Below are 25,907 nucleotides of genomic sequence, written 5' to 3'. Positions count from 1 at the left end.
ACCTGTCCGGCTCATCCGACACCGGGGTGACGCAACCGGCTCACCGCGGCGGCCACCAGCGTCTCGATACCCGTGCGCAGGGTCGGGTGCAGCACCGGGGCGAAGCGCGGCGAGTGGTTGGACGGGATGTCGCGCTCGAACCGGCCCTCGGTCATCGCCGTGATCACCGTCTCCGCGTCGAGGCCGCCGACCAGCCAGAACACCGACGGGACGCCGGCGGCGCGGCCGAACTCGCTGAAGTCCTCGCTGCCGGTGACCAGCGGGGCCGGCATCACGACGTCGGTGCCGAAGTGACCGCGGAAGACTTCGGTGAGCGCGTCGTTGGCGGCTTCGTCGTTCTCGGTGATCGGGTACGAGCCCGACCGGACGATGTCGGGCGGCTTCGGCGCGCCGGCCGTCGCGGCCTCGCCGGTGACGATCCGCTCGACCGCGGCGAGCACGCGCTCCCGGACGGCCTGGTCGAAGGACCGGACGTTCACCTCGAGCACGGCGTCGTCGGCGATGACGTTGCTCGCGGTGCCGACGTGCAGCGAGCCGACGGTGACCACCGCCGAGTCGGTGGCGGCGATCTCGCGCGAGACGATCGTCTGCAGCTTGAGCACCACGGACGCAGCCAGCACGGCCGGGTCGACGGTCGTCTCCGGGCGCGAGCCGTGGCCGCCGCGGCCGTGCAGGGTGATGCGCAGGGTGTCGGTCGCGGCCATGATCACGCCGGGCCGGGTGAGCACCCAGCCGGCCGGGCCGGGCACCAGGTGCTGGCCGAACACCACGTCGGGCGTCCCGGCGATCTCGTACAGGCCGTCGCGGACCATCGCCGACGCGCCGCCCGCGCTTTCCTCGCCGGGCTGGAACACCACCAGCAGCGTGCCGGACCAGGTGTCGCGGCCCTTCGCGAGCAGCGCCGCGGCGCCGGAGAGCCAGGTGGCGTGCATGTCGTGCCCGCAGGCGTGCATGACCGGGACGTCCTTGCCGTGCTCGTCGGTGCCGCGGGCGGTGCTCGCGTACGACAGCCCGGTCTTCTCCTCGACCGGCAGCGCGTCGATGTCGGCGCGCAGCAGCACCGCCGGGCCCTCGCCGTTGCGCAGCACGCCCAGCACGCCGGTGCCGGCGATGCCGGTGTGCACCTCGTAGCCGTCGCGCTCCAGCCGCCGGGCCAGCTCCGCCGCCGTCCGGGTTTCGGCGAAGGACAGCTCGGGGTGCCGGTGGAGGTCGATGTACAGCGCTTCGAGCTCGGGCAGCGCCGCGTCGAGCGGGGCGAGGACGCGTTCAAGGGTCACGGGGGCCATCGTGGCAGCATTACCCACCGTGAGCACGCGAAGCGTACTGCCCGACCTGTCCGACGACGTCTGCGCGCGGCTGCGCGAGGCCTTCCGGCGCACCTCCTACGACGCCGACGGCGTGGTGGCCGCCCTCGGCGGGGCCGCGCACGCGGCGCTGGGCCGCGGCGAGCCGGTGCCGGCCGAACGCGCGAGCCGCGACGCCGGCGACCTCGGGACGCTGATCCGGCTGTTCCTGCTGGGCGGGACCGAGCCGGAGACCGCCGTCAAGGCCGCGTTCGCCCCGCTGACTCCGGAAGACGCCGTCGCCGCCGGTGTGCTGAGCGCGGTCCAGGACGGCTACCGCGCCGCCCTCGACATCCGCCCGCACGGCGACGACGAAGGCTCCTGGTGGGTAGTCTCCGACCTCGACGCCGACGTGCTCGGCACCACCGTGCCCGAGGACCACGTGCTGGGCGTCGGCCACGCGTCGCTGTCGCTGATCCGCGCGACCAGCCGCCGGCCCGTCGGCACGCTGCTCGACCTGGGCACCGGCAACGGCGTCCAGGCACTGCACGCGACCCGGCACGCCCGGCGTGTGACCGCCACCGACGTCTCCGCGCGCGCCCTCGCGCTGGCCGCGGCGACGTTCCGGCTGAACGAGCTGGACGTCGAACTGGTCCGCGGCGAGTGGTTCGCGCCGGTCGCGCGGCGGAAGTTCGACCAGGTCGTCTGCAACCCGCCGTTCGTGGTCGGCCCGGCCCGCGTGGACTACACCTACCGCGACTCCGGGCTGGCCGGCGACGACGCGAGCGCGCTGGTCGTCCGGCAGCTGCCCGGCTTCCTCACCGAGGGCGGAGTCGGCCAGCTGCTCGCGTCGTGGCTGCACACGGGCAAAGAGGACTGGGCCGACCGGGTGAGCCGCTGGCTGCCCGCCGAGACCGACGCCTGGTTCGTCCAGCGCGACGTCGCCGACCCGGCGCTCTACGTGGGCACCTGGCTGCGGGACGCGGGCCTCGACCCGCGCTCGCCCGAAGGCCGGGCGAAGGCGGCGGCGTGGCTCGACTGGTTCGCCGCCCACGACGTCCAGGGCATCGGTTTCGGCTTCGTGACGCTGCGGCGCGCGGCCGGGCGCACACCGACCGTGGTCTGCGAGGACCTCCGGCAGGCCTACGACGACCCGCTGGGCCCGGAAGCGGCCGGCTGGCTGGACCGCGCGGAATGGCTGCGGGAATCGGGAGATTCGTTGCTTGATGTCCGTTTTGTGGTCCCGGACACGGTTTTGCTGGAAAGCATCGAGGCCCCCGGCGACGAAGGCTGGGCGACGACCGTCCGCCGGCTGCACCGCACCGACGGTCCGGGCTGGCAGCACGAGGTCGACGAGCTGGCCGCGCGGCTGCTCGCGGGCTGCCGCGGCGCGCTGCCCCTGGAGGACCTGATCGAGCTCCTCGCGGCCGCGCAGGGCCTGGCAGCGGAGGAGCTGGCGGCCGCCGCGCTGCCCGTCGTCCGGGAGCTCGTCCGGCACGGGATGCTCGTCCCGGCGGCCCGGTGAGGGCCGTCGCGGCCCGCGTCACGCGGGCGGACGTGACCGTCGGCGGCGAGGTCGTCGGGGCGATCACCGAACCGGGTTTGCTTGTGCTGCTGGGAATCCACGTCGACGACGACGCGGCGAAGGCCGCCGCGATGGCGCGCAAATTGCACGAGCTGCGCGTGTTGCGCGACGAGGAATCATGCGCCACGGCGAATGCGCCACTGCTCGTGGTGAGCCAGTTCACGCTCTACGGCGACACGAAGAAAGGGCGCCGGCCGTCGTGGACGCGGGCCGCCCGGCCGGAGGTCGCGGAGCCGTTGGTGGACGCCGTCGTGGCCGAGCTGCGCGGCCGCGGCGCCACCGTCGCGACGGGCCGTTTCGGGGCGATGATGGCGGTCTCGAGCGTCAACGACGGTCCGTTCACCGTTCTCGTGGAGGTCTAGACCACCTCGGAAGGGTTCACTTCCCGACCCGATTCACATGGGATTCTCAGGTTCCCCGGTCACGGAACGTTCTCAGCAAAAGCTCAGCAATGGTGGAGCAACCGGAGGGCTCCGGCAGCCGTCTCCTTTTCAGGCGAGCCGGGAACGTTTTGGAAACCCGGAGCGTTGTGCCAGATGTCCAGCCAAGCCGGCCGGACCGGCGTACCGGGTTCCACAGGCCCCGGTCGCGGGTACGCACACCGGTGGGACGACCGCAGCAACACGTTCAGCCCGTGACCGGGGAGGCAGAATGTCAGTCCAGACTCTCGAACGCGAGTCGCGCGGGATTCGCGAGCGCATCCCGGCTCAGGTGTCCGAGGAGCAGCCGATGGGCGTGGGGGCGCTCACCGATGCCGACCTCGACGCCCAGAGCCCCGCCGCCGACCTCGTGCGTGTCTACCTCAACGGTATCGGCAAGACGGCGCTGCTGTCCGCGGCCGACGAGGTCGAGCTCGCCAAGCGCATCGAGGCCGGGGTGTTCGCCCAGCACATGCTGGACACGGCCGAGAGCCTCACGCCGAAGCGCCGCACCGAGCTGTCCGCTCTGGTGCGCGACGGCCACGTGGCCAAGAACCACCTGCTGGAGGCCAACCTCCGCCTGGTGGTCTCGCTCGCCAAGCGCTACACCGGCCGGGGGATGCCGCTGCTCGACCTGATCCAGGAGGGGAACCTGGGCCTGATCCGCGCGGTGGAGAAGTTCGACTACTCCAAGGGGTTCAAGTTCTCGACCTACGCGACCTGGTGGATCCGCCAGGCCATCACCAGGGGGATGGCCGACCAGGGTCGCACGATCCGGCTGCCGGTCCACCTGGTGGAACAGGTCAACAAGCTGGCCCGCATCAAGCGCGACCTGCACCAGCAGCTCGGGCGCGACGCGACGCACGAGGAGCTGGCGGCCGAGTCCGGCATCCCGGCCCACAAGATCTCGGACCTGCTCGACCACTCGCGTGACCCGGTAAGCCTGGACATGCCGGTCGGCGCGGAGGAGGACGCCCCGCTGGGCGACTTCATCGAGGACTCCGAGGCGACGGACGCCGAGAGCGCCGTGATCTCCAGCCTGCTCCAGGACGACCTGCGCCGGGTCCTCTCGACGCTGGACGACCGCGAGCAGCAGGTCATCCGGCTCCGCTACGGCCTCGACGACGGCCAGCCCCGCACGCTCGACCAGATCGGCAAGCACTTCGGGCTGTCCCGCGAGCGCGTCCGCCAGATCGAGCGCGAGGTCATGTCGAAGCTCCGCCAGGGCGAGCGCGCGGACCGGCTCCGCGCCTACGCCAGCTGATCGTTCCCCGGGAAGGGCGGGTGCCACCGGCACCCGCCCTTTTCGCACGCCTGCGACCAGCGCTTCCGCGTTCTCCGTGGCGTGGCCGGAAATTTTTCCACGAAAAAGGGGTTTTGCCCCCACGGACCCTGGGTAGCAACCCTTCGCCGACACCCGTTCGGCCGCGTTGACTTATGACGTGCGTCACGCCACATTCGTCTAGCGGCTTTCACCGGCACCGGCGCAGACCACGCGGCCGGATGTGCACGCATCCGGGCGCTCTCCCCGGGAGGTCGGGTCCGTCGGGGTGGACCCGGCCTCCCGACCAGCTTCCCGCCGCCCCCTCCGCACCGCCCCGCCGTCCGCGGGGCGGGGTGGGGTGCTTCACAGTGACCGCATGCCTCTTCGGCGTGACCCTCCCCGCTGCGTAGGGTGGACCGATCCCGGAGCTGGCAAAGGAGCCTGGCAGTGCCGTCCACCACCACGTTTCAGCACACCGAAGTCCTCCCGCTGGGCAAGGACACCACCACCGAGTACCGGCTGGTCACCGACGAGGGCGTCGAGACCGTCGAAGCCGCCGGGCGGACGTTCCTGAAGATCGACCCCGCGGCGCTCACCACCCTCGCGCGCACCGCCATCAGCGACATCCAGCACCTGTTGCGCACGTCACACCTGCAGCAGCTGCGCGCCATCGTCGACGACCCCGAGGCCAGCGGCAACGACCGCTTCGTCGCCATGGACCTGCTGCGCAACGCCGCCATCTCGGCCGGCGGCGTCCTCCCCATGTGCCAGGACACCGGCACCGCCATCGTCATCGGCAAGCGCGGCGAAGGCGTCCTCACCGGCGGTGACGACGAGCGCGCCCTCTCGCAGGGCATCTTCGACGCCTACCAGCAGCTCAACCTGCGGTACTCGCAGATGGCGCCGGTGAACTTCTGGGACGAGCGCAACACCGGGACCAACCTGCCCGCGCAGATCGAGCTCTACCACAAGGACAACACAGCCGGGCAGTCCGAAGATCCTTCCTACGAGTTCCTCTTCATGGCCAAGGGCGGCGGCAGCGCCAACAAGACGTTCCTGTACCAGGAAACGAAAGCCGTCCTGAACCCCAAGCGGCTCGCGCGCTTCCTCGACGAGAAGCTGCGCAGCCTCGGCACCGCGGCCTGCCCGCCCTACCACCTCGCGATCGTCGTCGGCGGCATGTCAGCCGAGTTCAACTTGAAGGTCGCAAAACTCGCTTCGGCGCGTTACCTCGACAACCTGCCGGCCGAAGGTTCCGAGCTGGGCCACGCCTTCCGCGACCGGGACCTCGAGCAGCAGGTCCTCGAGATGACCCGGCAGTTCGGCATCGGCGCGCAGTTCGGCGGCAAGTACTTCTGCCACGACGTCCGCGTCATCCGGCTCCCCCGCCACGGCGCGAGCTGCCCGGTCGGTGTCGCCGTGAGCTGCTCCGCCGACCGCCAGGCCAAAGCCAAGATCACCGCGGACGGCGTCTTCATCGAGCAGCTCGAGCACGACCCGGCCCGCTTCCTCCCCGACGTCACCGAGGAGGACCTCTCCGACGACGTCGTGAGCGTCGACCTCAACCGGCCGATGGCGGAGATCCGCGCCCAGCTGTCGCAGCTGCCGGTCAAGACGCGGCTTTCGCTCACCGGGCCGCTGGTCGTCGCCCGCGACATCGCGCACGCCAAGATCGCCGAGCGCCTCGACGCCGGCGAGGAGATGCCGGACTACCTCAAGAACCACCCGGTGTACTACGCCGGCCCGGCGAAGACGCCGGAGGGCTACGCGTCCGGCTCGTTCGGGCCCACCACGGCCGGGCGGATGGACTCCTACGTCGAGCAGTTCCAGGCCGCCGGCGGCTCGCTCGTCATGCTGGCCAAGGGAAACCGCTCGAAGCAGGTGACCTCCGCGTGCCAGTCGCACGGCGGGTTCTACCTCGGCTCGATCGGCGGCCCGGCCGCGCGGCTCGCGCAGGACTGCATCAAGAAGGTCGACGTCCTCGAGTACGCCGAGCTCGGCATGGAAGCCGTCTGGAAGATCGAGGTCGAGGACTTCCCGGCGTTCATCGTCATCGACGACAAGGGCAACGACTTCTTCGCCAGCACCGGCGACCCGGTGCTGCAGATCAGCTTCCGTTAGCGCACGGGGAAAGGGGACACCGGCCCGCCGCCGGTGCCCCCTTTCCTTCCCTGCTCCCTCAGCCGACGCGCTCGATCCGCGCCCGCCGGATGAGGAACTTTCCGGGCTCCCGAACCTGTTCGAAGGCCGCGTTGTTGAGCAGCGCGCAGCTGCCCGACACCGAGGTCACCTCGACCGTCGTGGACTTCGAGTTGTCCAGGTTCGTCACCTTCAGCTTCGTCCCCGCCGGGAACTGGTTGCTCGACGCGGCCGGCGCACCGCCCTCGCCCGAGAGCGTCACGGTGGAGCCGGCGCACACGACGTCGCCCGTCGCACCCTGGTCGCCGGTGTTCGCCCCGGCCTGGTTCTGGTTCTGCTGTGCGGGCGCCTGCTGCGCCGGGGCCTGCGCAGCAGGTGCTTGCTGGGCCGGCGTTGCCTGGCCGTTGTTCGCGACGACGTTCGCCGTGCAGCCCGCGACCTGCCGCCGCTGCTGGATCAGGTCGACGACCGCCTGCCGGTTGGCGATCCGCGCGGCCGACTGCGCGTCCGGGTTCGCCTGCTGGCCCGCGATGAAGTTCAGGTTGTTCTGCAGGGCGGTGTCGAGCCCTCCGCAGTTCTCCTTCGGCGCTTCGGCCGCGTTGCCCGCGGGACTGCTCAACGCGATGGCGGTCGCGGTGATGCCGGAAACACCCAGCAACGCGGCCAGACCGACGGTCGCCTGCTTGCGGTGCCGACCACTGCTCAACCGGGGCATGTGCCCCTCCTCTCTGATCACCACCTCACTCATGGATACGGCTCGGTAACAGCGGCGGTTCACCGGGATCCGGACGAATTTTCGACGGCTTCGACGGCTTCGACGGCGCAGGAAACGCACTGGTCCGGACCATTCACCACGCGACCGGCCCTCAGCAGGGGATTGCGCGGGGATCAGGTCACCGGGGCGTCGTCGTGGTCCGGACCACTCACCCGGGCCGCGGTCGCCCGGGCCCAGCGGCCCGTCGTCACCAGACCGAGCGCGAACACCAGCACCCCGCAGCCCGCGACGATCGCCCACGCCGCCCGGCCCGTTCCCGGCGGTGTCCCCCCGCTCCCCGCCACGACCGCGCCGACCACCGCCACGCCCAGCGACGTCCCCACCTGGCGGCTCGTCGACGCCACCGCCGCCGCCAGACCGGCCTGCTCGCGCGGCATCCCGGACACCGCCGCGTTCGTGATCGGCGCGTTGAGCAGGCCGTACCCGATGCCGAAGCACACGTACCCCACGACCAGCAGCGAGATCGGCGTCTCCGGGCCGATCCCCGCCAGCACGACGCCGGACGCGGCGATCCCCGCCCCGGCCACCAGCAAGGGCAGCCGCGGGCCGCGTTTCCCGGTCAGCCGGCCCGACAGCGGTGCGCCCACCGCGGTCAGCACCGCCATCGGCAGGGTCAGCAACCCCGCGTGCAGCACCGAAAAGCCGCGCGTCTCCTGGAGGTAGAGGGTGGTGAGGAACAGGAAGCCCGACAGTGCCGCGAACCCGGCGACCGCGGTGAGCGTCGCGCCCGAGAACGGCACGCTGCGGAAGAACCTGAGCTCCAGCAACGGATCCCGGCGCCGTCGCTCGTACGGCAGCAGCACCGCCAGCGCGGCCGCGGCGATCGCGAAGCAGCCCACCACCACCGTCGTGCCCGAGCCGCGGCCTTCGATGATCCCGTACGTCAGCGCGGCCAGCAGGACGATCACCAGCAGCTGGCCCACCGGGTCGAGGCGGCGCGGGCGCGGGGCGCGGGACTCCGGGACGAACAGCGCCGTCAGCACGATCGCCGCGACGCCGACCGGGACGTTGATCCAGAAGATCGAGCGCCACCCGGCCCAGGCGACGAGCACGCCGCCGAGCACCGGCCCCACCGCCAGGCTCAGCCCGTTCACCCCGGCCCAGACGCCGATCGCGCGGGCGCGGTCACGGGGGTCGGTGAAGACGTTGGCGACGATGGACAGCGCGACCGGGTTGAGCATCGACCCGCCGATCGCCTGCAGCGCGCGGAAGGCGACCAGCAGCCCGATGTTCGGCGCGAGCCCGCACAGCAGCGAGCCGAGGCTGAACAGCGCGAGGCCGGTCTGGAACGTCCGGCGCCGGCCGACCCGGTCCGCGGTCGAGCCGGACAGCATGAGCAGGCTCGCCAGCACGAGCGTGTACGCGTCGATCGTCCACTGCAGACCCGAGACCGACGCGCCCAGTTCGTGGCGGATCGACGGCAGCGCGAGGTTCACGATCGTGTTGTCGAGCCCGACCATGAACAGGCTCAGGCAGCAGGTGGCCAGGACCACCCGCCGCCGCACCGGCTGCGGCACCGCACTCCCAAACTAGTTGCACGGACAATATTAAGCACTGTACAACTAATTGGGTGCGGCCTCCGTCAGGCCGCGAACAGCTCCCCGAGCCGCGCCAGGGTCTTCTCGATGCTGTCGGCGTTCTTGCGCGGGAACGGGCTGAGGCTGATGGCCAGCGGGAACTTCGCCGTCGACCAGTCGAACGTCTCGGTGACCTCGGTGCGGCCGCCGTCGAGGGGCTCGAGGCGCCAGCGCCAGCGGTGGCCGTTGAAGTGGCGCCAGGCGATCAGCCTGCCCTCTTCGAACTCGACCACGGTGTTGAGGATCTTGTACGACGCGCCCATCTTCATGTCCATGCCGAACCGGGCCCCGAGCGTGAGCCGGTCCGGGCCGCCGGACTGGGCGGCCCGGACCGTCCCGGATCCGTCGATGAGCGGGTGCTGGGCCGGATCGGCCAGGAGCCCGAAGATCTTCTCCGGGGTCGTGGCGACGATCGCGGTGCGTGAGACCTGGCGGCTTCCCATCACCCGAGCCTAGGCCAGGGTGATCACTTCGGCGGCGTGGTCTTCAGCACGACCGTGCGCTGGTCGAGCGGCGCGGCCAGCGCGACCGAGATCACCGGGTGGCGGATGTCCATGGTGCACATCTGGCCGGTCTGGGCCTTGGTCTCGCTCAGGTTGACGACGACGTGGTCGCCCGCCTGCTCGGTCGCCTCCCCGAGCGCGTGACCGCAGCCGCCTTCCTGGGCGCGGATGTTGAGGATGGTGCCGCCGTTGGCCGTCCACACCTCGTGCGGGTAGTTGGCGGGCAGCGCCGCGGCGTCGACCTTGTCCGGCGGCACCGGAGTACTGCCTTCGGGCACGGTCAGCCGGGGTTTGCCCGGCGGGTTGGCCGACGGGTCGACCGACGGCGGAGCCGGCAGCACCGACTCGCTCGGCGACGTCGACACGCTGCCGGTGGGGGCCGCGGAGGTCCCCCCGGCGGGCTGGCTGATGGGCACGTTCTGGCCGGCGCAGGCTGTCGCCATCAGCAGGATCGCGCCTGTCCCGGCCACCTTCGCTAAGTACCTCATGCCCCGAAGACGGAACGGGGCCGGTGGGGGGTTGCACGGAAGATCGACCCGGTCGCGGATCCGGTTCCCGGAAAGTGCCCCGGACGTGGTCTGGGAGGGCGACCCCGGGCATCCCGGGGCGGCCCTCCCAGCGTCTGCGAAAGCCGTCAGCCCTGGCGGAGCACCACGGTGCGCGTCCCCAGCGGCTCGGCGAGGGTCAGCGGGATGCTGACCTCCTTGATGTAGTCCGGGCACATCTGGCCCTTCTTCGCCGCGATCACGGAGATCAGCACGACCACCTGCTGCGGCGTCTGGTCACCCACGTGCGCGGCGACGCGGCGGCACCCGCCCTCCTCCGCCTGGAGGATCACCGTCTTGCCGTCGAGGCTGCGGGTGAGACTCCGGGGGTAGCCCTCGGGCAGCCCGCGCGCATCGATCTGGGACTCCGCGATCACGTCGTCACCCGGGGCGATGCCCTGCGTCGGCCGCCCGACGGTCTGCGACGGCGGTGGCGCGACCGTCGGTGAACCCGGCACCGAGGACGAAGCCGACGTCGTGGGCGTCTCCGGTCCGGTGCTGCTCCCGGCGGGCGCAGCCGTGTTGGCCGCCCCGCACGCCGTCAGCGTGAGGAGCAGCAGACCCGTACCCAGCAGTGTGCGCATACCTGCAGGACGGAGCGGACGCCGGAACGGTTGCATCGGCGATGGGCGGCCCGGACGAGTTGCCGGCCCGTCCTCTTCACAGCCGGCCGACGGCCACGAACACGCACACCGCGAGGATCAGCCCGTTGACCCCGACGTTCCGCCATTCCGCCGGCTTCCGCCGCACGACCGCCAGCCGGCCGTGCATCGCCATCGCGCCCACCATCACCACCGCCAGGCCCACCGCCGCCCAGCCGGTGAGCACCGGCGCGACCCCCAGCAGCACCGGCAGGATCAGCCCCACCACGGCGAAGAGCTCGCAGATCGCGGTGAACCGCACCACCGGCAGCGGGTACGCCGCCGCCCCCGTCTGGCCGGTTTCGAGCATCCGCTGCCGCGACATCGTCGACTTCAGCGCGCCCGACAGCGCGAAGATCGCGGCCAGCAGGACCTGACCGACCCACAAAGCGATGTTCATGACGTCCTCCCGTTCCGTTGGTGCGGGAGGAACGAGGACGCCGCGGAGAACGTGACAGTCAGGCGCGGCCGAGGCGGGTCATGAAGCTCAGGCGGTCACCGCGGTACAGCGAGCGCACCCGCTCGAACGGGCAGCCGTCCGGGCCCCACGAGATGCGGTGCACGAGCAGCATCGGCAGCGCCGGGTTGGTGCCGACGAGCAGGGCTTCGCGCGGGGTCGCCAGCACCGTCTCGACGCGCTCTTCGGCGCCGTCGAACACCACGCCGAGCCGCTCGCTCAGGCACGCGTACAGCGACTCCTCGGGGTCGAACACCTCGAGCAGCGTCGGGAACCGCTCGGCCAGGAGATATGTCGACTCCAGGCCGACGCGCTCCTCGTCCGCCAGCAGCACCCGCTCGATGTGGATCACCTCGGCGTCCGAGGTGACCTGCAGGTCGGCGGCCAGCGCGCTGCCGGCCAGGCGCCGCTCCAGCGTGATCACGCTGCGGCCCGGCCGGATGCCCTGCCGCCGCAGTCCTTCGGTGTAGCTCACCAGGGCCAGCGGCTGCACCAGCTTCGGGCCGGCGACGAACGTGCCGCTCCCCTGCCGCCGGCTCAGCTTGCCCTCGAGCACCAGCTCGCCGACCGCCTGCCGTACGGTCGCCCTCGACACTTCGAAACGCTCGCACAGTTCCCGTTCCGTGGGCAGCACCGATCCTTCACCGAGTTCCGCGATCACCGCCAGCAGTTCGACCTTGACCGCGTAGTAGCGCGGGACACGGCCGTGCTCGGGAATCCCGTCGAGGACGGGGCCGTCGGCGGAGAGGCGGTAATGGCGCGAAGGGGCGGGCACGGAATCGACCCTATTCGTTTCCCGGTGCGCCGTGGTTCGCTGTGGCGCGTAACACGGCCGTCACACGGAGGATCACCCGGATGCGTTCGACACCGCTTGCCCGGCGTCTCGGCCTCGCCGACGCCGTTTTCCTGGGCCTGGGCTCGATGATCGGCGCCGGCGTGTTCGCCGCGTTCGCCCCGGCGGCGCGCGCCGCGGGAGCCGGCTTGCTCATCGCGTTGGTCCTCGCGGCCGTGGTCGCCTACTGCAATGCGATGTCTTCGGCGCGGCTCGCGGCGATTTATCCCCAATCCGGCGGCACCTACGTTTACGGCCGGGAAAGGCTCGGTGAATTCTGGGGTTACCTGGCCGGCTGGGGATTCGTCACGGGGAAGACGGCCAGCTGCGCCGCGATGACGCTGACCGTCGTCGCCTATGCCGCGCCCGGCCTCGGGCAGCCGTGGCGGAGCGTGTTCGCCGTCGCGGTCGTCGCCGCGCTCACCGCGGTCAACTACTTCGGCGTGCACCGGTCCGCGCTCGCGACCCGGGTGATCGTGTCGTGCACCCTGCTCGTGCTCACCGCCGCCGCGGTCGCGATGGCCACCAGGCCGGCCGCCGGCGGGCCGCTCGTCGCCTGGCCCGGCGCGGACGGCGTCCTCGAGGCGGCCGGGCTGCTCTTCTTCGCCTTCGCCGGGTACGCGCGGCTCGCGACGCTCGGCGAGGAGGTCCGCGACCCCGCCCGGACCATCCCCCGCGCCATCCCGCTGGCCCTCGGCCTCACCCTCGTCGTCTACGCCGCGCTGGCGGTGCTGCTGCTGGTCCGGCTCGGGCCGGCCGCGCTCGCCGCGAGCCCCGACCCGATCGCCGCCGCCGTCCCGGGGTGGCTCGCCCCGGCCGTGCGGGTGGGCGCGGCGCTGGCGGCGCTCGGCTCGCTGCTCGCGCTCATCCTCGGCGTCTCGCGCACGACGCTGGCGATGAGCCGCGACGGCCACCTCCCCCGCTTCTTCGCCGCCGTGCACCCGCGCCACGACGTGCCGCACCGCGCCGAACTCGGCGTCGGCCTCGTGGTCGCCGTGCTCGCCGCGTCGATCGACCTGCGCGACGCGATCGGCTTCTCGTCCTTCGCGGTGCTGACGTACTACGCGGTCGCCAACGCGGCGGCGCTGACGCTGCGCGGCGCGTCCCGGATCGTGGCGGTCCTCGGGCTGGCCGGGTGCGTGGTGCTGGCCTTCAGCCTGCCGCTGCCTTCGGTGCTGGCCGGCTGCGGCGCGTTGGCGCTGGGCGCCGCAGCCTACGGCGTCCGCCGGATCCGCCGGTGAGAAATCACCCAACCGCCCGAAACATCCGAAGAAAGTTGGTTGTCCGGGTATGTGAGCACCTGGTGTAGTCATGGGGCCGCTGACGGCAACGGCTTCCACTGTGGACACTGGAAGGACTGATCCCCTTGGCTCCCAAGCGCTGGTTCACCCTGCTCAGAAACGTCACCACCGCGGTGGCCGCGGTCGCCGCGGCCGCGTCGTTCGCCACCCCCGCGATCGCGGCCCAGCCACCGTCCACCGACGTCGTCGGCGGGACCCGGGCCGCCCAGGGCGAGTTCCCGTTCATGGTCCGGCTGTCGATGGGCTGCGGCGGCTCGCTCTACACGAACCAGATCGTCCTGACCGCCGCCCACTGCGTCAGCCGGACCGGGGCCAACACCTCGATCACGGCGACCGTCGGCGTGGTCGACCTGCAGAGCACCAGCGCCAAGAAGATCAAGTCCACCTACGTCTACCAGTCCCCCACCTACGGCACCTCGACCGGCGGCGACTGGGCGCTGATCAAGCTCGCGAGCCCGGTCACCGGTCTCTCGACGCTGCCGATCGCGACGACGTCGACCTACAACACCGGCACGTTCACCGTGGCCGGCTGGGGCGCGGCGACCGAGGGCGGCGCCCAGCAGCGGTACCTGCTCAAGGCGACCGTCCCGTTCGTCGACGACGCCACCTGCACCGCCCAGGGCGGCAGCTACCCCGACCTCATCCCGAGCGCCGAGATCTGCGCGGGCAACCTGACCGCCGGCGGCGTCGACACCTGCCAGGGCGACTCCGGCGGCCCGATGTTCCGCCGGGACAACACCAACGCGTGGATCCAGGTCGGCATCGTCTCCTGGGGTGACGGCTGCGCCCGGCCGCACGCCCCCGGCGTCTACACCGAGGTGAGCACGTTCGCGTCGAAGATCGCCGCGGCCGCCTCCTCGCTCTAGCTTCAAGCCGTGAATGGCACATTGAGGGACTTAGAGTCCCTCAATGTGCCATTCACGGCTTTTCAGCGGGTTTTGTCCAAACGGGACAGTGCTTCTTCGTAGCCGGAGACGAGGTCGGCGACGACCTCGGCGACCGGGCGGACCGCGTTCATCCGACCGACGATCTGCCCGACCGGCATCGACACCACGCTCGGGTCGTTCGCCGCGTGGATCCGGTTGTGGGCGTGGGAAACCAGCAGGTTCTGCAGCGGCATCGGCAACGGCTCGGGCGCGTCCGCCGCGGCCCACGCCTCGGTCCAGCGGGTCTTCAGCAGCCGCGCGGGCTTGCCGGTGTAGATCCGCGTCCGGACGGTGTCCGACGACGTCGCGCCGACCAGCGCCTGCTGCATCGCCACGGACTCGCCCATGGTCTGCAGGTACTCCTCGGTGGCGAGCCACATCGAACCCATCCAGACGCCGGACGCGCCGAGCGCGAGCGCCGCGGCCACCTGCCGGCCGGAGCCGATCCCGCCCGCGGCGAGCACCGGCACGTCGACGGCGTCGACGATCTCCGGCACCAGCACCATGGACGCGATTTCGCCGGTGTGCCCGCCGGCTTCGTAGCCCTGCGCGACCACGAAGTCGACCCCGTTCTCGACGTGCCGGACCGCGTGCTCGGCCTTCCCGGCGAGCGCCGCCACCGGCACACCGCGATCGTGGCACTGGCCGATGACGTCCGCCGGCGGCGAGCCGAGCGCGTTCGCGATCAGCTTGATCGGGTGGTTCAGCGCGACCTCGACGTGCGACCGGGCGACCGAGTGCAGCCAGCCGAGCACACCCGCGCGCTCGTCGGTGTCGTCCGGCAGCGGCGGCACCGAAAGCTCCTTCAGCACCCGGTCGACGAACGCGCGGTGGCCCTCCGGGATGTGCTTCGCCAGGTCGACCTGGGTGCCCTCGGCGGGGATCTTCGCCGGCATCACGATGTCGACGCCGTAGGGCCTGCCGCCGGTGTTCTCGTCCATCCAGGTGAGCACCCGGTCGAGCTCGGCGGCGTCGTTGAACCGGACGCAGCCGAGCACGCCGAGCCCGCCGGCGCGGCTGAGCGCCGCGGCGACGTGCTCCGAGGGCGTGAACCCGATGATCGGCAGGTCGATGCCGAGCCGGTCGCACAGGGATGTCCGCACTGGTGGTGTCCTCCTAGACGGGCTGGGCCGTGGCCGGTTCGTGCTCGGCGGCGTAGCGCTGGGCCCACGGGTAGTCCGGCTTGCCGCTGGGCGAACGGCCGATCTCGTCGGCCAGCCAGACGGTGCGCGGCACCTTGTACCCGGCGATCTCGCCCCGGACGTGCTGCTCGATTCCCGCGAGGTCGGCCTCGGCGCCCTCGCGGAGCTGGATGACGGCGGCGACGCGCTGGCCGGTCCGCTCGTCCGGGATCCCGATGACGAGTGCGTCGAAGACGTCCGGGTGCGATTTGAGCGCGCCCTCGACCTCTTCCGGGTAGACCTTCTCGCCACCGGTGTTGACGCACTGGGAGCCCCGGCCGAGCAGGGTGACCGTGCCGTCCTCTTCGTAGCGGGCGTAGTCGCCCGGGACGACGTACCGGACGCCGTCGACCTCGACGAAGATCTTCTTGCTCTTCTCGGGATCGCCGTAGTAGCCGAGCGGGACGTGCCCGCGGCGGCCGATCAGCCCGACCGCGCCGGGCTTCTTCTCGACGAGGTTGCCGTCGTCGTCGAGCAGGATGGCGTCCTTGCCGAAGCTGACCCGCGGGCCGGCGCTGTGGTCGGAGCCCTTGGCCACCATGCCGATCCCGGTGAAGCCGCTTTCCGACGAGCCGATCGCGTCGGTGATCACGGCGTTCGGCACGAGCTCGACGAACTCCTGCTTCACCGACTGCGAGAACAGCGCGGCGTGGCTCGAGACGGCGACGACCGACGAAGCGTCGTAGTCGCCCTCGCGGAAGGCCTCGATGAGCGGGCGGGCCATCGCGTCGCCGACGATCGTGAGGACCTGGACCTTATGTTCCTGGACGGCCTTCCAGATCTCGTGGGCGTCGAAGCGGGGCACGAACACCACCGGGCTGCCGGTGAACAGGGCGCCGAACGCCGCCCACTGCGCGGCGCCGTGGATCAGCGGCGCGGCGGGCAGCCGCGTCAGGCTGCCGGCCTTGCCCTGCTCGGCGAGCGTCCACTCGTCGGGGACGTACTCGCCGGTGACGAAGTTGATCCCGCCGCCGAGCGCGCGCCAGATGTCCTCGTGGCGCCAGAGCACGCCCTTCGGGTAGCCGGTGGTGCCGCCGGTGTAGAGGATGTAGAGGTCGTCGTTGCTGCGCTCTTCGAAGTCGCGCTCGGGCGACTGCGCCTCGATCGCGGCTTCGTAGTCGACGCCGCCGTAGCTCGCATAGTCGCCGTCGCTTCCGTCGTCGATCACGACAACGTGTTTCAGTTTCGGCGTCTCGGGGAGGACGGCCCTGACCTTGTCGGAGTAGCCGCGTTCGTGCACGAGCGCGACGAGGTCGGCGTCGCCGAAGAGGTAGGCCAGCTCGCCGTGCACGTAGCGGTAGTTGACGTTGACGGCGATCGCGCGCAGCTTGTACGCGGCGATCATCGCCTCGAGGGCCTCGATCGAGTTGCGGGAATAGACCCCGATGTGGGACCCGCGTCCCACGCCGTGCGCGGCGAGGTGGTGGGCGAGCCGGTTGGCCCGCGCCTCCAGTTCGGCGAAGGTGACCCGCCGGTCGCCGCACACGACCGCGACGCGCTCCGGCACGGCGTCGACGGCGTGCTCCAGAAGATCCGCGATGTTGAGTGCCACGCCCTCAAAGTAGAACATGTTATCGTTCTGGGCAATGGCACTGCTCCTTCAGGAGGTTTCCGTGGGTGAACCGCACGCGCTGGTTTCACAGGAGGGCCAGACCCTCGTCGTCACGATGAACCGGCCCGAGGCGCGCAATGCGATCACCGGCGAGATGATGTCGATCATGGTCGAGGCGTGGGACCGGGTCGACTCGGACGACTCGATCCGCAGCTGCGTCCTGACCGGCGCGGGCGGCGCGTTCTGCGCGGGCGCGGACCTGAAGTCGATGTCCCGGAACTCGCCGTCGAAGGCCTTCGACGCCGGCAAGTTCGACCCCGCGCACATCCCGGGACTCCTGAAGGGCCGCCGCCTGACGAAGCCGCTGATCGCGGCGGTCGAGGGCCCGGCGATCGCGGGCGGGACGGAGATCCTCCAGGGGACGGACATCCGGGTGGCGGGCACTTCGGCCCGGTTCGGGGTGTCCGAGGCCCGGTGGGGCCTGTTCCCGATGGGCGGCTCGGCGGTGCGGCTGCCGCGCCAGATCCCGTACACGGTGGCGGCGGACATCCTGCTGACCGGCCGCCACCTGTCGGCCGACGAGGCACTGGCCATCGGCCTGATCGGGCACGTGGTCCCGGACGGCCAGGCCCTCTCGAAGGCACTGGAACTGGCCGCACTGGTCAACGCGAACGGGCCGGTCGCGGTCCGGGCGATCCTGCGGACGATCCGCGACACCGAGGGGCTGCACGAAGAAGAGGCCTTCAAGCTCGACTCGCAGTACGGGATCGAGGTCTTCGCTTCGGAGGACGCCAAGGAGGGGCCGCGGGCGTTCTCGGAGAAGCGAAAGCCCGAGTTCCGCGGCCACTGACTTAGAACGCGTTCCACATCTACCCGAAGCTGCCGTGGAGGAATCTTGCCGGTAGAACAAGAACATGTTTCACTCAAGGATGTGACCGAGACACCCCTGGCGGCCCCCCTCAACGTCGGCTTCGACTACACGCGCTCCACCGGGCCCGTCCTCGGCCGGTTCGTGAACGCGCTCCGGGAACGCCGCATCGAAGGCATCCGGGGCAGTGACGGCCGCGTGCACGTTCCGCCGGTCGAGCACGACCCCGGCACCGCCGAACAGCTCAGCGAGTTCGTCCCGGTGGCCGAAGAGGGCACCGTCGTCTCGTGGTCGTGGTGCCCCGAGCCGCTCGACGGGCAGCCGCTGAGCCGGCCCTTCGCCTGGGCGCTGGTCCGGCTCGACGGCGCCGACACCGCGATGCTGCACGCGGTGGACGCCGGCGCGCCCGAGAACATCCACAGTGGACAGCGCGTGCGGGTCAAGTGGGCCGACGACACCGTCGGGCACATCCGGGACATCGCCTACTTCCTGCCCGTCGACGCCGAGGACACCACGCCGACCGAGTCCGCTCCCCCGGTCGCCGAGCGCGAGGAAGGCGCTCCGGTCAGCGTGATCATCACGCCGGTGCACCTGCGCTACCAGCACTCGGCTTCCCCCGAGGAGAGCCGGTACCTGCGCGGGCTCGCCGAGGGCAAGCTGATCGGCCAGCGCTGCCCCGCCTGCGAGAAGGTCTACATCCCGCCGCGCGGTGCCTGCCCGACCGACGGCGTCCCGACCACCGACGAGGTCGAACTGCCCGACACCGGCATCGTGACGACGTTCTGCATCGTCAACGTCCCCTTCCTCGGCCAGCGCATCAAGCCGCCGTACGTCGCCGCGTACATCCTGCTCGACGGCGCCGACATCGCCTTCCTCCACCTCGTCCTCGGCTGCGACGCCCAGGACGTCAAGATGGGCATGCGCGTGCGCGCCGCGTGGAAACCGCGCGAGGAGTGGTGGACGTCGCTGGAGAACATCAGCCACTTCGAGCCGACCGGCGAGCCGGACGCGGCCTACGAAACCTTCGCCCACCACCTGTGAGGTCCTGATGCCAGACGTCGCGATCGCGGGCTTCGCGAAGGCCCCCAACGTCCGGGAGACCGCGGGCACCACCAACGGCGTGGAAATGCTCGTCCCGATCTTCGCCGAGGTCTTCGAGAAGACCGGCCTGTCCAAGCAGGACATCGGTTTCTGGTGCTCCGGCTCGTCGGACTACCTGGCCGGGCGCGCCTTCTCCTTCATCGCCGCCGTCGACGCGATCGGCGCGTTCCCGCCCATCCACGAGTCGCACGTCGAGATGGACGCCGCGTGGGCGCTCTACGAGGCGTGGCTGAAGATCAAGATGGGCGAGGTCGAGACCGCGCTCGTCTACGGCTTCGGCAAGTCCAGCGCCGGGCAGCTGCGCCGGGTGCTCGCCCTGCAGCTCGACCCGTACGTCGTCACCCCGCTCTGGCCGGACTCGGTCTCGATCGCCGGGATCCAGGCGCGCATGGGCCTCGAAGCCGGGCTCTGGTCCGAAAAGGACCTCGCCGAGGTCGCCGCGCGCGGTACCGACAAGGACGTCAGCGAACTCCTCGACACCCCGTACTTCGCGGATCCGTTGCGCAGGCACGACATAGCGCCGATCACCGACGGCGCCGCTGTCGTCATCCTGTCTACTGTGGACCGTGCGCGCGACATCGTCGACCGGCCCGCCGTGATCACGGGCATCGAGCACCGCGTCGACTCCCCCGTCCTCGGCGCCCGCGACCTGACCCGCAGCCCGTCGACCGAGATCGCCGCGGCGGCCCTCGACCTCGACGGCGCCGACCTCGCCGAGCTGCACGCGCCCTTCACCCACCAGGAACTGATCCTGCGGACGGCGCTGAAGCTCGGCGACGACGTCAAGATCAACCCCTCGGGCGGGGCGCTCGCCGCCAACCCGATGTTCTCCGCCGGCCTCGCCCGCATCGGCGAAGCGGCGGCCCGGATCCACAGCGGCGAATCCCGCAAGGCCGTGGCGCACGCGACGAGCGGCCCGGTCCTGCAACAGAACCTGGTGACCGTGCTGGAGGCCCGATGACCAAGCAGCTCACCGCCGTGCTCGGCACCGGCCAGACGCACCACCGCGCCAAGCGCCAGGACGTCTCGATGCCGGGCCTGCTGCGCGAAGCGATCGACCGCGCGATGATCGACGCCCAGGTCGGGTGGGCCGACATCGACGCCGTCGTGCTCGGCAAGGCGCCGGACCTGTTCGAGGGCGTGATGATGCCCGAGCTCTTCCTCGCCGACTCCCTGGGCGCCACCGGGAAACCGTTGCTGCGCGTGCACACCGCAGGTTCGGTCGGCGGCTCGACGGCGCTGGTCGCGGCCTCGCTCATCCAGTCCGGCGTGCACCGCCGGGTGCTGACCGTGGCGTACGAGAAGCAGTCCGAGTCGAACGCGATGTGGGGCCTGTCGATCCTGCCGCCGTTCCAGATGCCGGTCGGCGCCGGCGCGGGCGGCTACTTCGCCCCGCACGTGCGCTCCTACATCCGCCGCTCGGGCGCGCCTGAGCACGTCGGGGCGATCGTCGCGGCGAAGGACCGGCGCAACGGCGCCTTGAACCCGTACGCGCACTTGCGGCAGTCCGACATCACCGTCGAGTCGGTGCAGGCGTCGCAGATGCTGTGGGACCCGATCCGCTACGACGAGACGTGCCCGTCGTCCGACGGCGCGTGCGCGATGGTGCTCGGCGACGAGGCCGCCGGGGACGCCGTCGAGGGCGGGGCCGCCTGGGTCCACGCGACGGCGATGCGCACCGAGCCGACGACGTTCGCCGGCCGCGACCAGGTCAACCCGCAGGCCGGCCGCGACGCCGCGGCCGCGCTGTGGGCCGAGGCGGGCATCGAGGACCCGATGTCGGAAGTGGACGTCGCCGAGATCTACGTGCCGTTCTCGTGGTTCGAGCCGATGTGGCTGGAGAACCTCGGGTTCGCGCCCGAAGGCGAGGGCTGGAAGGTCACCGAGGCCGGCGAGACCGCGATCGGCGGACGGCTGCCGGTGAACCCGTCCGGCGGCGTGCTCTCGTCCAACCCGATCGGCGCGTCCGGCATGCTTCGCTTCTCCGAAGCCGCGAAGCAGGTCATGGGCCGGGCCGGGGACTACCAGGTGGACGGCGCGCGCATCGCCCTCGGGCACGCCTACGGCGGCGGGTCGCAGTACTTCTCGATGTGGGTCGTCGGCGCCGACAAGCCACGTTGATACGCTCGACCCACCATGCCGAGACTCGCCGACCACGAACAACGCCGCCGCCAGATCGCCGAAGCCGTCTGGCGGATCGCGAGCGCGCGCGGGCTCGAAGACGTGTCCCTGCGCAAGGTCGCGGCCGAGGCCGGGGTGTCGCTGCGGCTGGTCCAGTACTACTTCGGCACGCGGGACGACCTGCTGCTCGGCGCGCTCGAAATCCTCAACGCCGACGCCGGGGAAAGCATCCGCGCGGGCATCGGCCCGGAGGAGGACGCGACCCCGCGCGAGATCCTGCGCGCCATGCTCGTCGGGATGCTGCCGGTCGACGACGAGCGCCGCACGCGCTACCTCGTGCACCTCGCCTACTTCGTCCGGTCCCTTTCGGATCCCGGGCTGGCGTCGGCGTTCAGCGCCGCGCCGCCCGAGCTGGAACGGCTGACCGCGGACCTGCTGGCGTGCGGCCGCGACCGCGGTGAAGTGGCGCCGGACCTCGATCTGCTGCCGGAGGCCGAGCTGCTCCTGTCGAGCGTCGACGGCCTGCAGACCAGCATCATCCTGGGCCAGCGGACCCCCGAGGCGGCGATCGCGCTGATCGACCACCAGCTGGACCGGCTGTTCCCCATTCGGCCGGAAGCAGGCGGACACGGTCGGCCGGCCATCAGCGCAAGCGGCCCGTTTCCGCCGTGACTGCTGCCGGATGGGGAACGAACAGCACAGTTCAGTCTCGCGAACGTCGCCACCTGAGCGCGAGCAGCGTCCCGACCACCCCGGTCACCACCCCGACCGTGGCCGGCACCGCCACCGGCGGCTCCACCACGATCACCGGCTTCAGCACGACGGGCGGCGGCGGCTGGATCGGCTTCGGCGGCGCGTCGGAGCCGGTCGCCGTCCACGCGGTGACGTACACGAGCATCCGCGCGATCAGCGAGATGAAGAAGATCAGGCCGATGACCGAGCCGAACGCGATGCCGGTCGGCGAGTTGCCGATCAGCCGGAGGTAGAAGCCGCCGGCCAGCTTGAGCACCTCGAACCCGACGGCCAGGGCGACCGCGCCGCGCACCGCGCTGCGCACGCCCACCTTCTGCCGCGGCAGCCGCGTGAGCACCCACAGGAACACCAGCCAATCGGCGGCGAGCGCCAGCGGCACGGACGACGCCGACACGAGCCGGTGGCCCCAGCTCGTGTCGTCCAGCCCGGCCAGCCGGAGCAGGTAGTCGCCGAGCGCGGTGCCGGAGATCGTGATCGTGAACGACACCACCAGCGCCGCGCTCAGGCCGAGCAGCGCGAGCAGGTCGACGGCGATGATCCGCGGCAACGACTGGTCCGACCGGTTCTGCCCCCAGAGCGCGGTGAGCGAGTCCCGCAGCGCGTTCATCCAGTTCCAGCCCGAGTAGAGGCCGATGGCCAGACCGAACAGCCCGACGCTGGTCCGCTGCTCGACGAAGCCGGTGAGCAGGTCGGTGGCCTTGTCCCCGAGCCCGCCGGGCAGTGTGGACACGATCGCGTGGACCATCGTGTCGAGCAGGTGCGGCTGGCTGGCCAGCACGAACCCGGCGGCCGACGACGCCACCATCAGCAGCGGCACCAGCGACAGCAGGCTGAAGTAGGTGATCGAGGCGACGTAGTGGTAACCGCCGCATTCGATGTAGCGGTTGGTCGCGCGGGCGATGTGGTCCAGCCAGCGGTACCGGGCGCGGGCCCGGGCCCAGAGGCTCGGGGCCTTGGGGGAACTCTTCACGGTCACTGTCTACCCAGCCGGAGGCTTCCCTGCGCAGGCAACACGCGGTCTTGACACCCGATCACGCTCTCGGCTAGATGTGAGCGAGTTCCCCACTGGCTCACCGGGGATCTGACATCGATGTCACCTGGAGGACAGCTCCATGCGCGCTCGCCTGCTCCTCGCCCCGGTCCTGGCCCTGTCCCTGGTGTCCCCGCCGGTCGCCGCCGCCCACCCGCACCGGTCGAACGTCGACCTGGTCAACCCGCTGATCGGCACCACGGGCACCGACCCCAGCGAGTACGGCGGGATGATCCCGAGCACCGCGCCGCCGTTCGCGATGACGCGGTGGTCGCCGCAGACGCGCGTCAACTACGTCAGCCGGCTCCCCTACCACCACGACGACACCGCCATCACCGGCTTCATCGGCACGCACCAGCCGGCGATCTGGATGGGCGACTACGGCTACGTCTCGGGCATGCCCGGCACCGGCGACGTCCAGGTCGGGCGGTCGATGCCGTTCACGCACGCCGACGAGCACGCGTCGCCGTCGCGCTACTCGGTGAAGATGTCCACGGGTGTCGGCGCCGAGCTGACCGGGACATCGCGCGTCGGCGTCCTGCGGTTCACCTTCCCGGCGGACGCGGCACCGAACTTCGTCCTCACGGCGACGCGCGCGGGCATCACCGGCGGGGTGCACGTCGACCCGGCGCGGCGGGAGATCTCCGGGTACAACCCGGACCGGCAGGACTCGAAGCTCGGGCCGTTCAAGGCGCCGAACTTCAAGGGCTACTTCGTCGCGACCTTCGACACGCCGGTGACGAGCTTCGGGACGTCGACCGGCTCCGCGCTGCACGAGGGCGAGCGTGACCGCACCGACGCCGGGCTCGGCGCGTACGTGCGGTTCCCGTCCGACACCCGGACCGTCCAGGTGCGGATCGCGACGTCGTTCCTCTCGGTCGACCAGGCTCGCGAGAACCTGCGGCGCGAGGCACCCGAGCAGCGCGCGTTCGACCGCGTCGCCGCGCAGACCAAGGCGGCGTGGAGCGAGAAGCTCGACCGCGTCGACGTCGAGGGCGCGACACCCGACCAGCTGGCGACGTTCTACACGAGCATGTTCCACGCCCTGCAGTACCCGTCGGAGATGTCGGAGTACGGCCGCTACTACAGCGCCTACGACGACCGCGTCCACAGTGGAGTGAGCTACACGAGCTACTCCCTGTGGGACACCTTCCGCGCCGAGAACGCCTTCCTGACGCTGTTCGCGCCCGAGCGGATCGACGACATGGTGACGTCGATGCTGCACGACTACCGCGAAGGCGGCTGGCTGCCGATGTGGAAGAACCCGGCCGAGACCAACATCATGGTCGGCACCAACGCCGACTCCGTCATCGCCGAGGACATCGCGAAGGGCTTCACCGGCTTCGACCGCCGGCTCGCCTACGAAGCCGTGTACAAGGACGCGATGACCCCGCCGGACCGGGACACCGAACTGCGCTTCGCCGACCGTGAGGAAGGGACGCCGGTCGAGGCGCGGGCCGGGCTGACGACCTACAAGCAGAACGGCTGGGTCGCCGCCGACCGGACCGCCGAAGCCGCGTCCCGGACCCTGGACTACGCCTACGAGGACTGGGCGGTGGCTCAGGTCGCCGACGCGGTCGGAAAGCCCGCCGACGCGGAGTTCTTCCTGAACCGCAGCAAGAACTACCGGAACCTGTACAACCCGGCGACCGGGTTCATGCAGGCCCGGAACTTCGACGGCGCGTGGACCTCCGGCGGCTGGACCGAGGGCAACGAGTGGGTCTACACCTTCGACGTCATGCACGACGTGCCCGGGCTCATCTCCCTGATGGGCCGGGACGCGTTCGTCGCCCTGCTGGACCGGCACTTCGGCGAAGGCCACAACAACCACACCAACGAGCCCAGCCACCACATCGGCTACCTCTACGACTACGCCGGGCAGCCGTGGAAGACCCAGGCGCAGGTGCGCTCGATCGCCGCGGCGAACTACGCGAACAAACCGGACGGCCTGACCGGCAACGACGACTGCGGCCAGATGTCGTCGTGGTACCTGCTGTCCTCGATCGGGATCTACCCGGTGACACCGGCGTCGGACAGCTACGCCGTGGGCAGCCCGTTCTTCTCGAAGGTGACCCTGCGGCTGCCCGGCGCGCGGCGGCCGCTCGTCGTCTCCTCGCCCGGGAACTCGGCTTCGACCCCGTACGTGTCTTCGCTTTCCTTGAACGGGAAACCGGTCTCGCGTCCGGTGCTGACCCAGCGCGACCTGACCGGCGGTGGCGTCCTGCGGTTCGGGATGAGCGCGACGCCGTCGACGTGGGGCGTCAGCTGAGCACGACCAGCTCCTGCCGGTCGTCCTGGGGCAGCGCGGTGTCCGTCGTCGCGAACACCGTGCTGCCCAGGAAGTCGAGCTCGCAGCCGAGGGTGGCGAGGAACGACGTGTCGGCGGCGTCGCGGCCGGTCGAGATGCGCAGCATGGTCCGGCGCGGCGCCAGGTGGGTGGCGTCGAAGACGTACCAGTGGCCGTCGACCGCGGCCTCGAAGACGGCGTGGAAGTCCATCGGGGACAGTCCGGGCGCGTAGACGCCGACGTACCGCGCAGGGATGTCGAGCGATCGGCACAGCGAGATGCAGACGTGCGCGAAGTCGCGGCAGACGCCTTCCCCGGCGAGGAGCGTGTCGATCGCGTCGTCGGTGGGCCGGCTGGCGCCGACCACGTAGGACAGTCGCTCGTGGACGTGCCGGACGATGGTGTCGACCTTCTTCTTGGCGCTCTTCACGGAGAACAGCTCCGGCGGCACCAGGCCGGCGATCCGGTCGGACGGGCAGTACCGGCTCGGCCGGGTGAACACGGCGGCGTCGGCGCGCGTGACCGGCTCGGGTTCGGGCTCGGTCAGCGCCCGTTCGGCGTGGTAGGTGACGCGGTGCTCGCCGGCGGGCAGTTCGAAGACCTCGGCACGCGTCCCGTGCTCGAACTCGACGAGCTCGCTCTCGCCGTGCCAGGACACCGTGAGTTCCTCGGTGTCCGCGTGCGCCGCGGCGACCGAGATCGCCGCCGGTCCGGGTTCGGTGACACGGACGGAGAACTCGACGTCGACGGTCGCTCGCGGGGCCATC

The 25,907-nt window shown here is 71.1% G+C and carries 24 protein-coding genes; 12 read left to right on the top strand and 12 right to left on the bottom strand.

Annotation, left to right across the window (positions count from 1 at the left end; translation table 11 throughout):
• Positions 1-11: 11 nt before the first annotated feature.
• Positions 12-1,277, bottom strand: a complete 1,266-nt coding sequence (locus QRX60_RS26635) for an amidohydrolase (RefSeq protein WP_285994173.1) — start codon at positions 1,275-1,277, stop codon at positions 12-14.
• 28 nt (positions 1,278-1,305) lie between these two features.
• Between QRX60_RS26635 and QRX60_RS26630 the strand changes: the two genes are divergently transcribed.
• The 4 genes from QRX60_RS26630 to QRX60_RS26615 all read left to right on the top strand — a co-directional run bounded on the left by QRX60_RS26630 (position 1,306) and on the right by QRX60_RS26615 (position 6,672).
• Positions 1,306-2,808: a DUF7782 domain-containing protein gene (locus tag QRX60_RS26630; protein ID WP_285994172.1), complete on the top strand. Its 1,503-nt coding sequence runs from the start codon at positions 1,306-1,308 to the stop codon at positions 2,806-2,808.
• Positions 2,805-3,230, top strand: coding sequence for a D-aminoacyl-tRNA deacylase (dtd, locus tag QRX60_RS26625; protein ID WP_285994171.1), 426 nt, complete (start codon positions 2,805-2,807; stop codon positions 3,228-3,230). Before QRX60_RS26630 ends, dtd begins: the two co-directional genes overlap by 4 nt.
• 289 nt (positions 3,231-3,519) lie before the next feature.
• On the top strand, positions 3,520-4,551 hold the full coding sequence (locus QRX60_RS26620; RefSeq protein ID WP_285994170.1) for a sigma-70 family RNA polymerase sigma factor: 1,032 nt from the start codon (positions 3,520-3,522) through the stop codon (positions 4,549-4,551).
• Between the two features lie 447 nt (positions 4,552-4,998).
• Positions 4,999-6,672 carry a fumarate hydratase gene (locus tag QRX60_RS26615; protein WP_285994169.1) on the top strand — a complete coding sequence of 558 codons (1,674 nt, stop codon included), beginning with the start codon at positions 4,999-5,001 and terminating at the stop codon, positions 6,670-6,672.
• Positions 6,673-6,730: 58 nt separating this feature from the next.
• Here the strand turns inward: QRX60_RS26615 and QRX60_RS26610 are convergent, their stop codons facing one another.
• From QRX60_RS26610 to QRX60_RS26580, 7 genes are all read right to left on the bottom strand, one after another.
• Positions 6,731-7,405, bottom strand: a complete 675-nt coding sequence (locus QRX60_RS26610; RefSeq protein ID WP_285994168.1) for an RlpA-like double-psi beta-barrel domain-containing protein — start codon at positions 7,403-7,405, stop codon at positions 6,731-6,733.
• Between the two features lie 173 nt (positions 7,406-7,578).
• Positions 7,579-8,982: an MFS transporter gene (locus QRX60_RS26605; protein WP_285994167.1), complete on the bottom strand. Its 1,404-nt coding sequence runs from the start codon at positions 8,980-8,982 to the stop codon at positions 7,579-7,581.
• Between the two features lie 65 nt (positions 8,983-9,047).
• Complete coding sequence (locus tag QRX60_RS26600) at positions 9,048-9,485, bottom strand: SRPBCC family protein (protein WP_285994166.1); 438 nt, start codon at positions 9,483-9,485, stop codon at positions 9,048-9,050.
• A gap of 23 nt (positions 9,486-9,508) precedes the next feature.
• A complete protein-coding gene (locus QRX60_RS26595; RefSeq protein WP_285994165.1) occupies positions 9,509-10,033 on the bottom strand; it encodes a hypothetical protein in 525 nt (174 codons plus the stop codon).
• Between the two features lie 146 nt (positions 10,034-10,179).
• Entirely contained in the window at positions 10,180-10,674 is a 495-nt protein-coding gene (locus tag QRX60_RS26590; protein ID WP_285994164.1) for a hypothetical protein, read from the bottom strand.
• 76 nt (positions 10,675-10,750) lie between these two features.
• Positions 10,751-11,131 (bottom strand): DoxX family protein, encoded by a 381-nt coding sequence (locus QRX60_RS26585; protein ID WP_285994163.1) that lies wholly within the window; start codon positions 11,129-11,131, stop codon positions 10,751-10,753.
• A 58-nt stretch (positions 11,132-11,189) separates the two neighbouring features.
• Positions 11,190-11,963, bottom strand: a complete 774-nt coding sequence (locus tag QRX60_RS26580; RefSeq protein WP_285994162.1) for a GntR family transcriptional regulator — start codon at positions 11,961-11,963, stop codon at positions 11,190-11,192.
• A gap of 80 nt (positions 11,964-12,043) precedes the next feature.
• Between QRX60_RS26580 and QRX60_RS26575 the strand changes: the two genes are divergently transcribed.
• Both QRX60_RS26575 and QRX60_RS26570 read left to right on the top strand, forming a co-directional pair.
• Entirely contained in the window at positions 12,044-13,261 is a 1,218-nt protein-coding gene (locus QRX60_RS26575; protein WP_285994161.1) for an APC family permease, read from the top strand.
• Positions 13,262-13,386: 125 nt separating this feature from the next.
• Entirely contained in the window at positions 13,387-14,187 is an 801-nt protein-coding gene (locus QRX60_RS26570; RefSeq protein WP_285994160.1) for a S1 family peptidase, read from the top strand.
• Between the two features lie 62 nt (positions 14,188-14,249).
• Here the strand turns inward: QRX60_RS26570 and QRX60_RS26565 are convergent, their stop codons facing one another.
• Together QRX60_RS26565 and QRX60_RS26560 are read right to left on the bottom strand one after the other, a co-directional pair.
• Positions 14,250-15,350, bottom strand: coding sequence for an NAD(P)H-dependent flavin oxidoreductase (locus tag QRX60_RS26565; protein ID WP_285994159.1), 1,101 nt, complete (start codon positions 15,348-15,350; stop codon positions 14,250-14,252).
• Between the two features lie 13 nt (positions 15,351-15,363).
• On the bottom strand, positions 15,364-16,980 hold the full coding sequence (locus QRX60_RS26560; RefSeq protein ID WP_285994158.1) for an acyl-CoA synthetase: 1,617 nt from the start codon (positions 16,978-16,980) through the stop codon (positions 15,364-15,366).
• 61 nt (positions 16,981-17,041) lie between these two features.
• Between QRX60_RS26560 and QRX60_RS26555 the strand changes: the two genes are divergently transcribed.
• From QRX60_RS26555 to QRX60_RS26535, 5 genes are all read left to right on the top strand, one after another.
• Positions 17,042-17,830 (top strand): crotonase/enoyl-CoA hydratase family protein, encoded by a 789-nt coding sequence (locus QRX60_RS26555; protein WP_285994157.1) that lies wholly within the window; start codon positions 17,042-17,044, stop codon positions 17,828-17,830.
• Positions 17,831-17,911: 81 nt separating this feature from the next.
• Entirely contained in the window at positions 17,912-18,889 is a 978-nt protein-coding gene (locus tag QRX60_RS26550) for a Zn-ribbon domain-containing OB-fold protein (protein WP_285994156.1), read from the top strand.
• A 7-nt stretch (positions 18,890-18,896) separates the two neighbouring features.
• Positions 18,897-19,910 (top strand): thiolase domain-containing protein, encoded by a 1,014-nt coding sequence (locus QRX60_RS26545; protein ID WP_285994155.1) that lies wholly within the window; start codon positions 18,897-18,899, stop codon positions 19,908-19,910.
• Entirely contained in the window at positions 19,907-21,070 is a 1,164-nt protein-coding gene (locus tag QRX60_RS26540; protein ID WP_285994154.1) for a thiolase domain-containing protein, read from the top strand. The genes QRX60_RS26545 and QRX60_RS26540 overlap by 4 nt, the downstream gene beginning before the upstream one ends.
• Before the next feature lie 15 nt (positions 21,071-21,085).
• Entirely contained in the window at positions 21,086-21,742 is a 657-nt protein-coding gene (locus tag QRX60_RS26535; protein WP_285994153.1) for a TetR/AcrR family transcriptional regulator, read from the top strand.
• A 31-nt stretch (positions 21,743-21,773) separates the two neighbouring features.
• On the opposite strand, the gene QRX60_RS26530 is transcribed toward QRX60_RS26535, so the two are convergent.
• Positions 21,774-22,793, bottom strand: coding sequence for a YhjD/YihY/BrkB family envelope integrity protein (locus QRX60_RS26530; RefSeq protein WP_285994152.1), 1,020 nt, complete (start codon positions 22,791-22,793; stop codon positions 21,774-21,776).
• Positions 22,794-22,935: 142 nt separating this feature from the next.
• Here QRX60_RS26530 and QRX60_RS26525 point away from each other — a divergent pair, with 142 nt between their 5' ends.
• Positions 22,936-25,122 (top strand): GH92 family glycosyl hydrolase, encoded by a 2,187-nt coding sequence (locus QRX60_RS26525; RefSeq protein ID WP_285994151.1) that lies wholly within the window; start codon positions 22,936-22,938, stop codon positions 25,120-25,122.
• On the opposite strand, the gene QRX60_RS26520 is transcribed toward QRX60_RS26525, so the two are convergent.
• A complete protein-coding gene (locus QRX60_RS26520) occupies positions 25,115-25,906 on the bottom strand; it encodes a transglutaminase-like domain-containing protein (protein ID WP_285994150.1) in 792 nt (263 codons plus the stop codon). The genes QRX60_RS26525 and QRX60_RS26520 overlap by 8 nt on opposite strands.
• Between the last annotated feature and the right edge of the window lies 1 nt (position 25,907).

The sequence above is a fragment of the Amycolatopsis mongoliensis genome, from assembly GCF_030285665.1.
Taxonomy (GTDB): domain Bacteria; phylum Actinomycetota; class Actinomycetes; order Mycobacteriales; family Pseudonocardiaceae; genus Amycolatopsis; species Amycolatopsis mongoliensis.
Note: the sequence above shows the minus strand (reverse complement) of the source record. Positions and strands in the feature narration are given on the sequence as shown.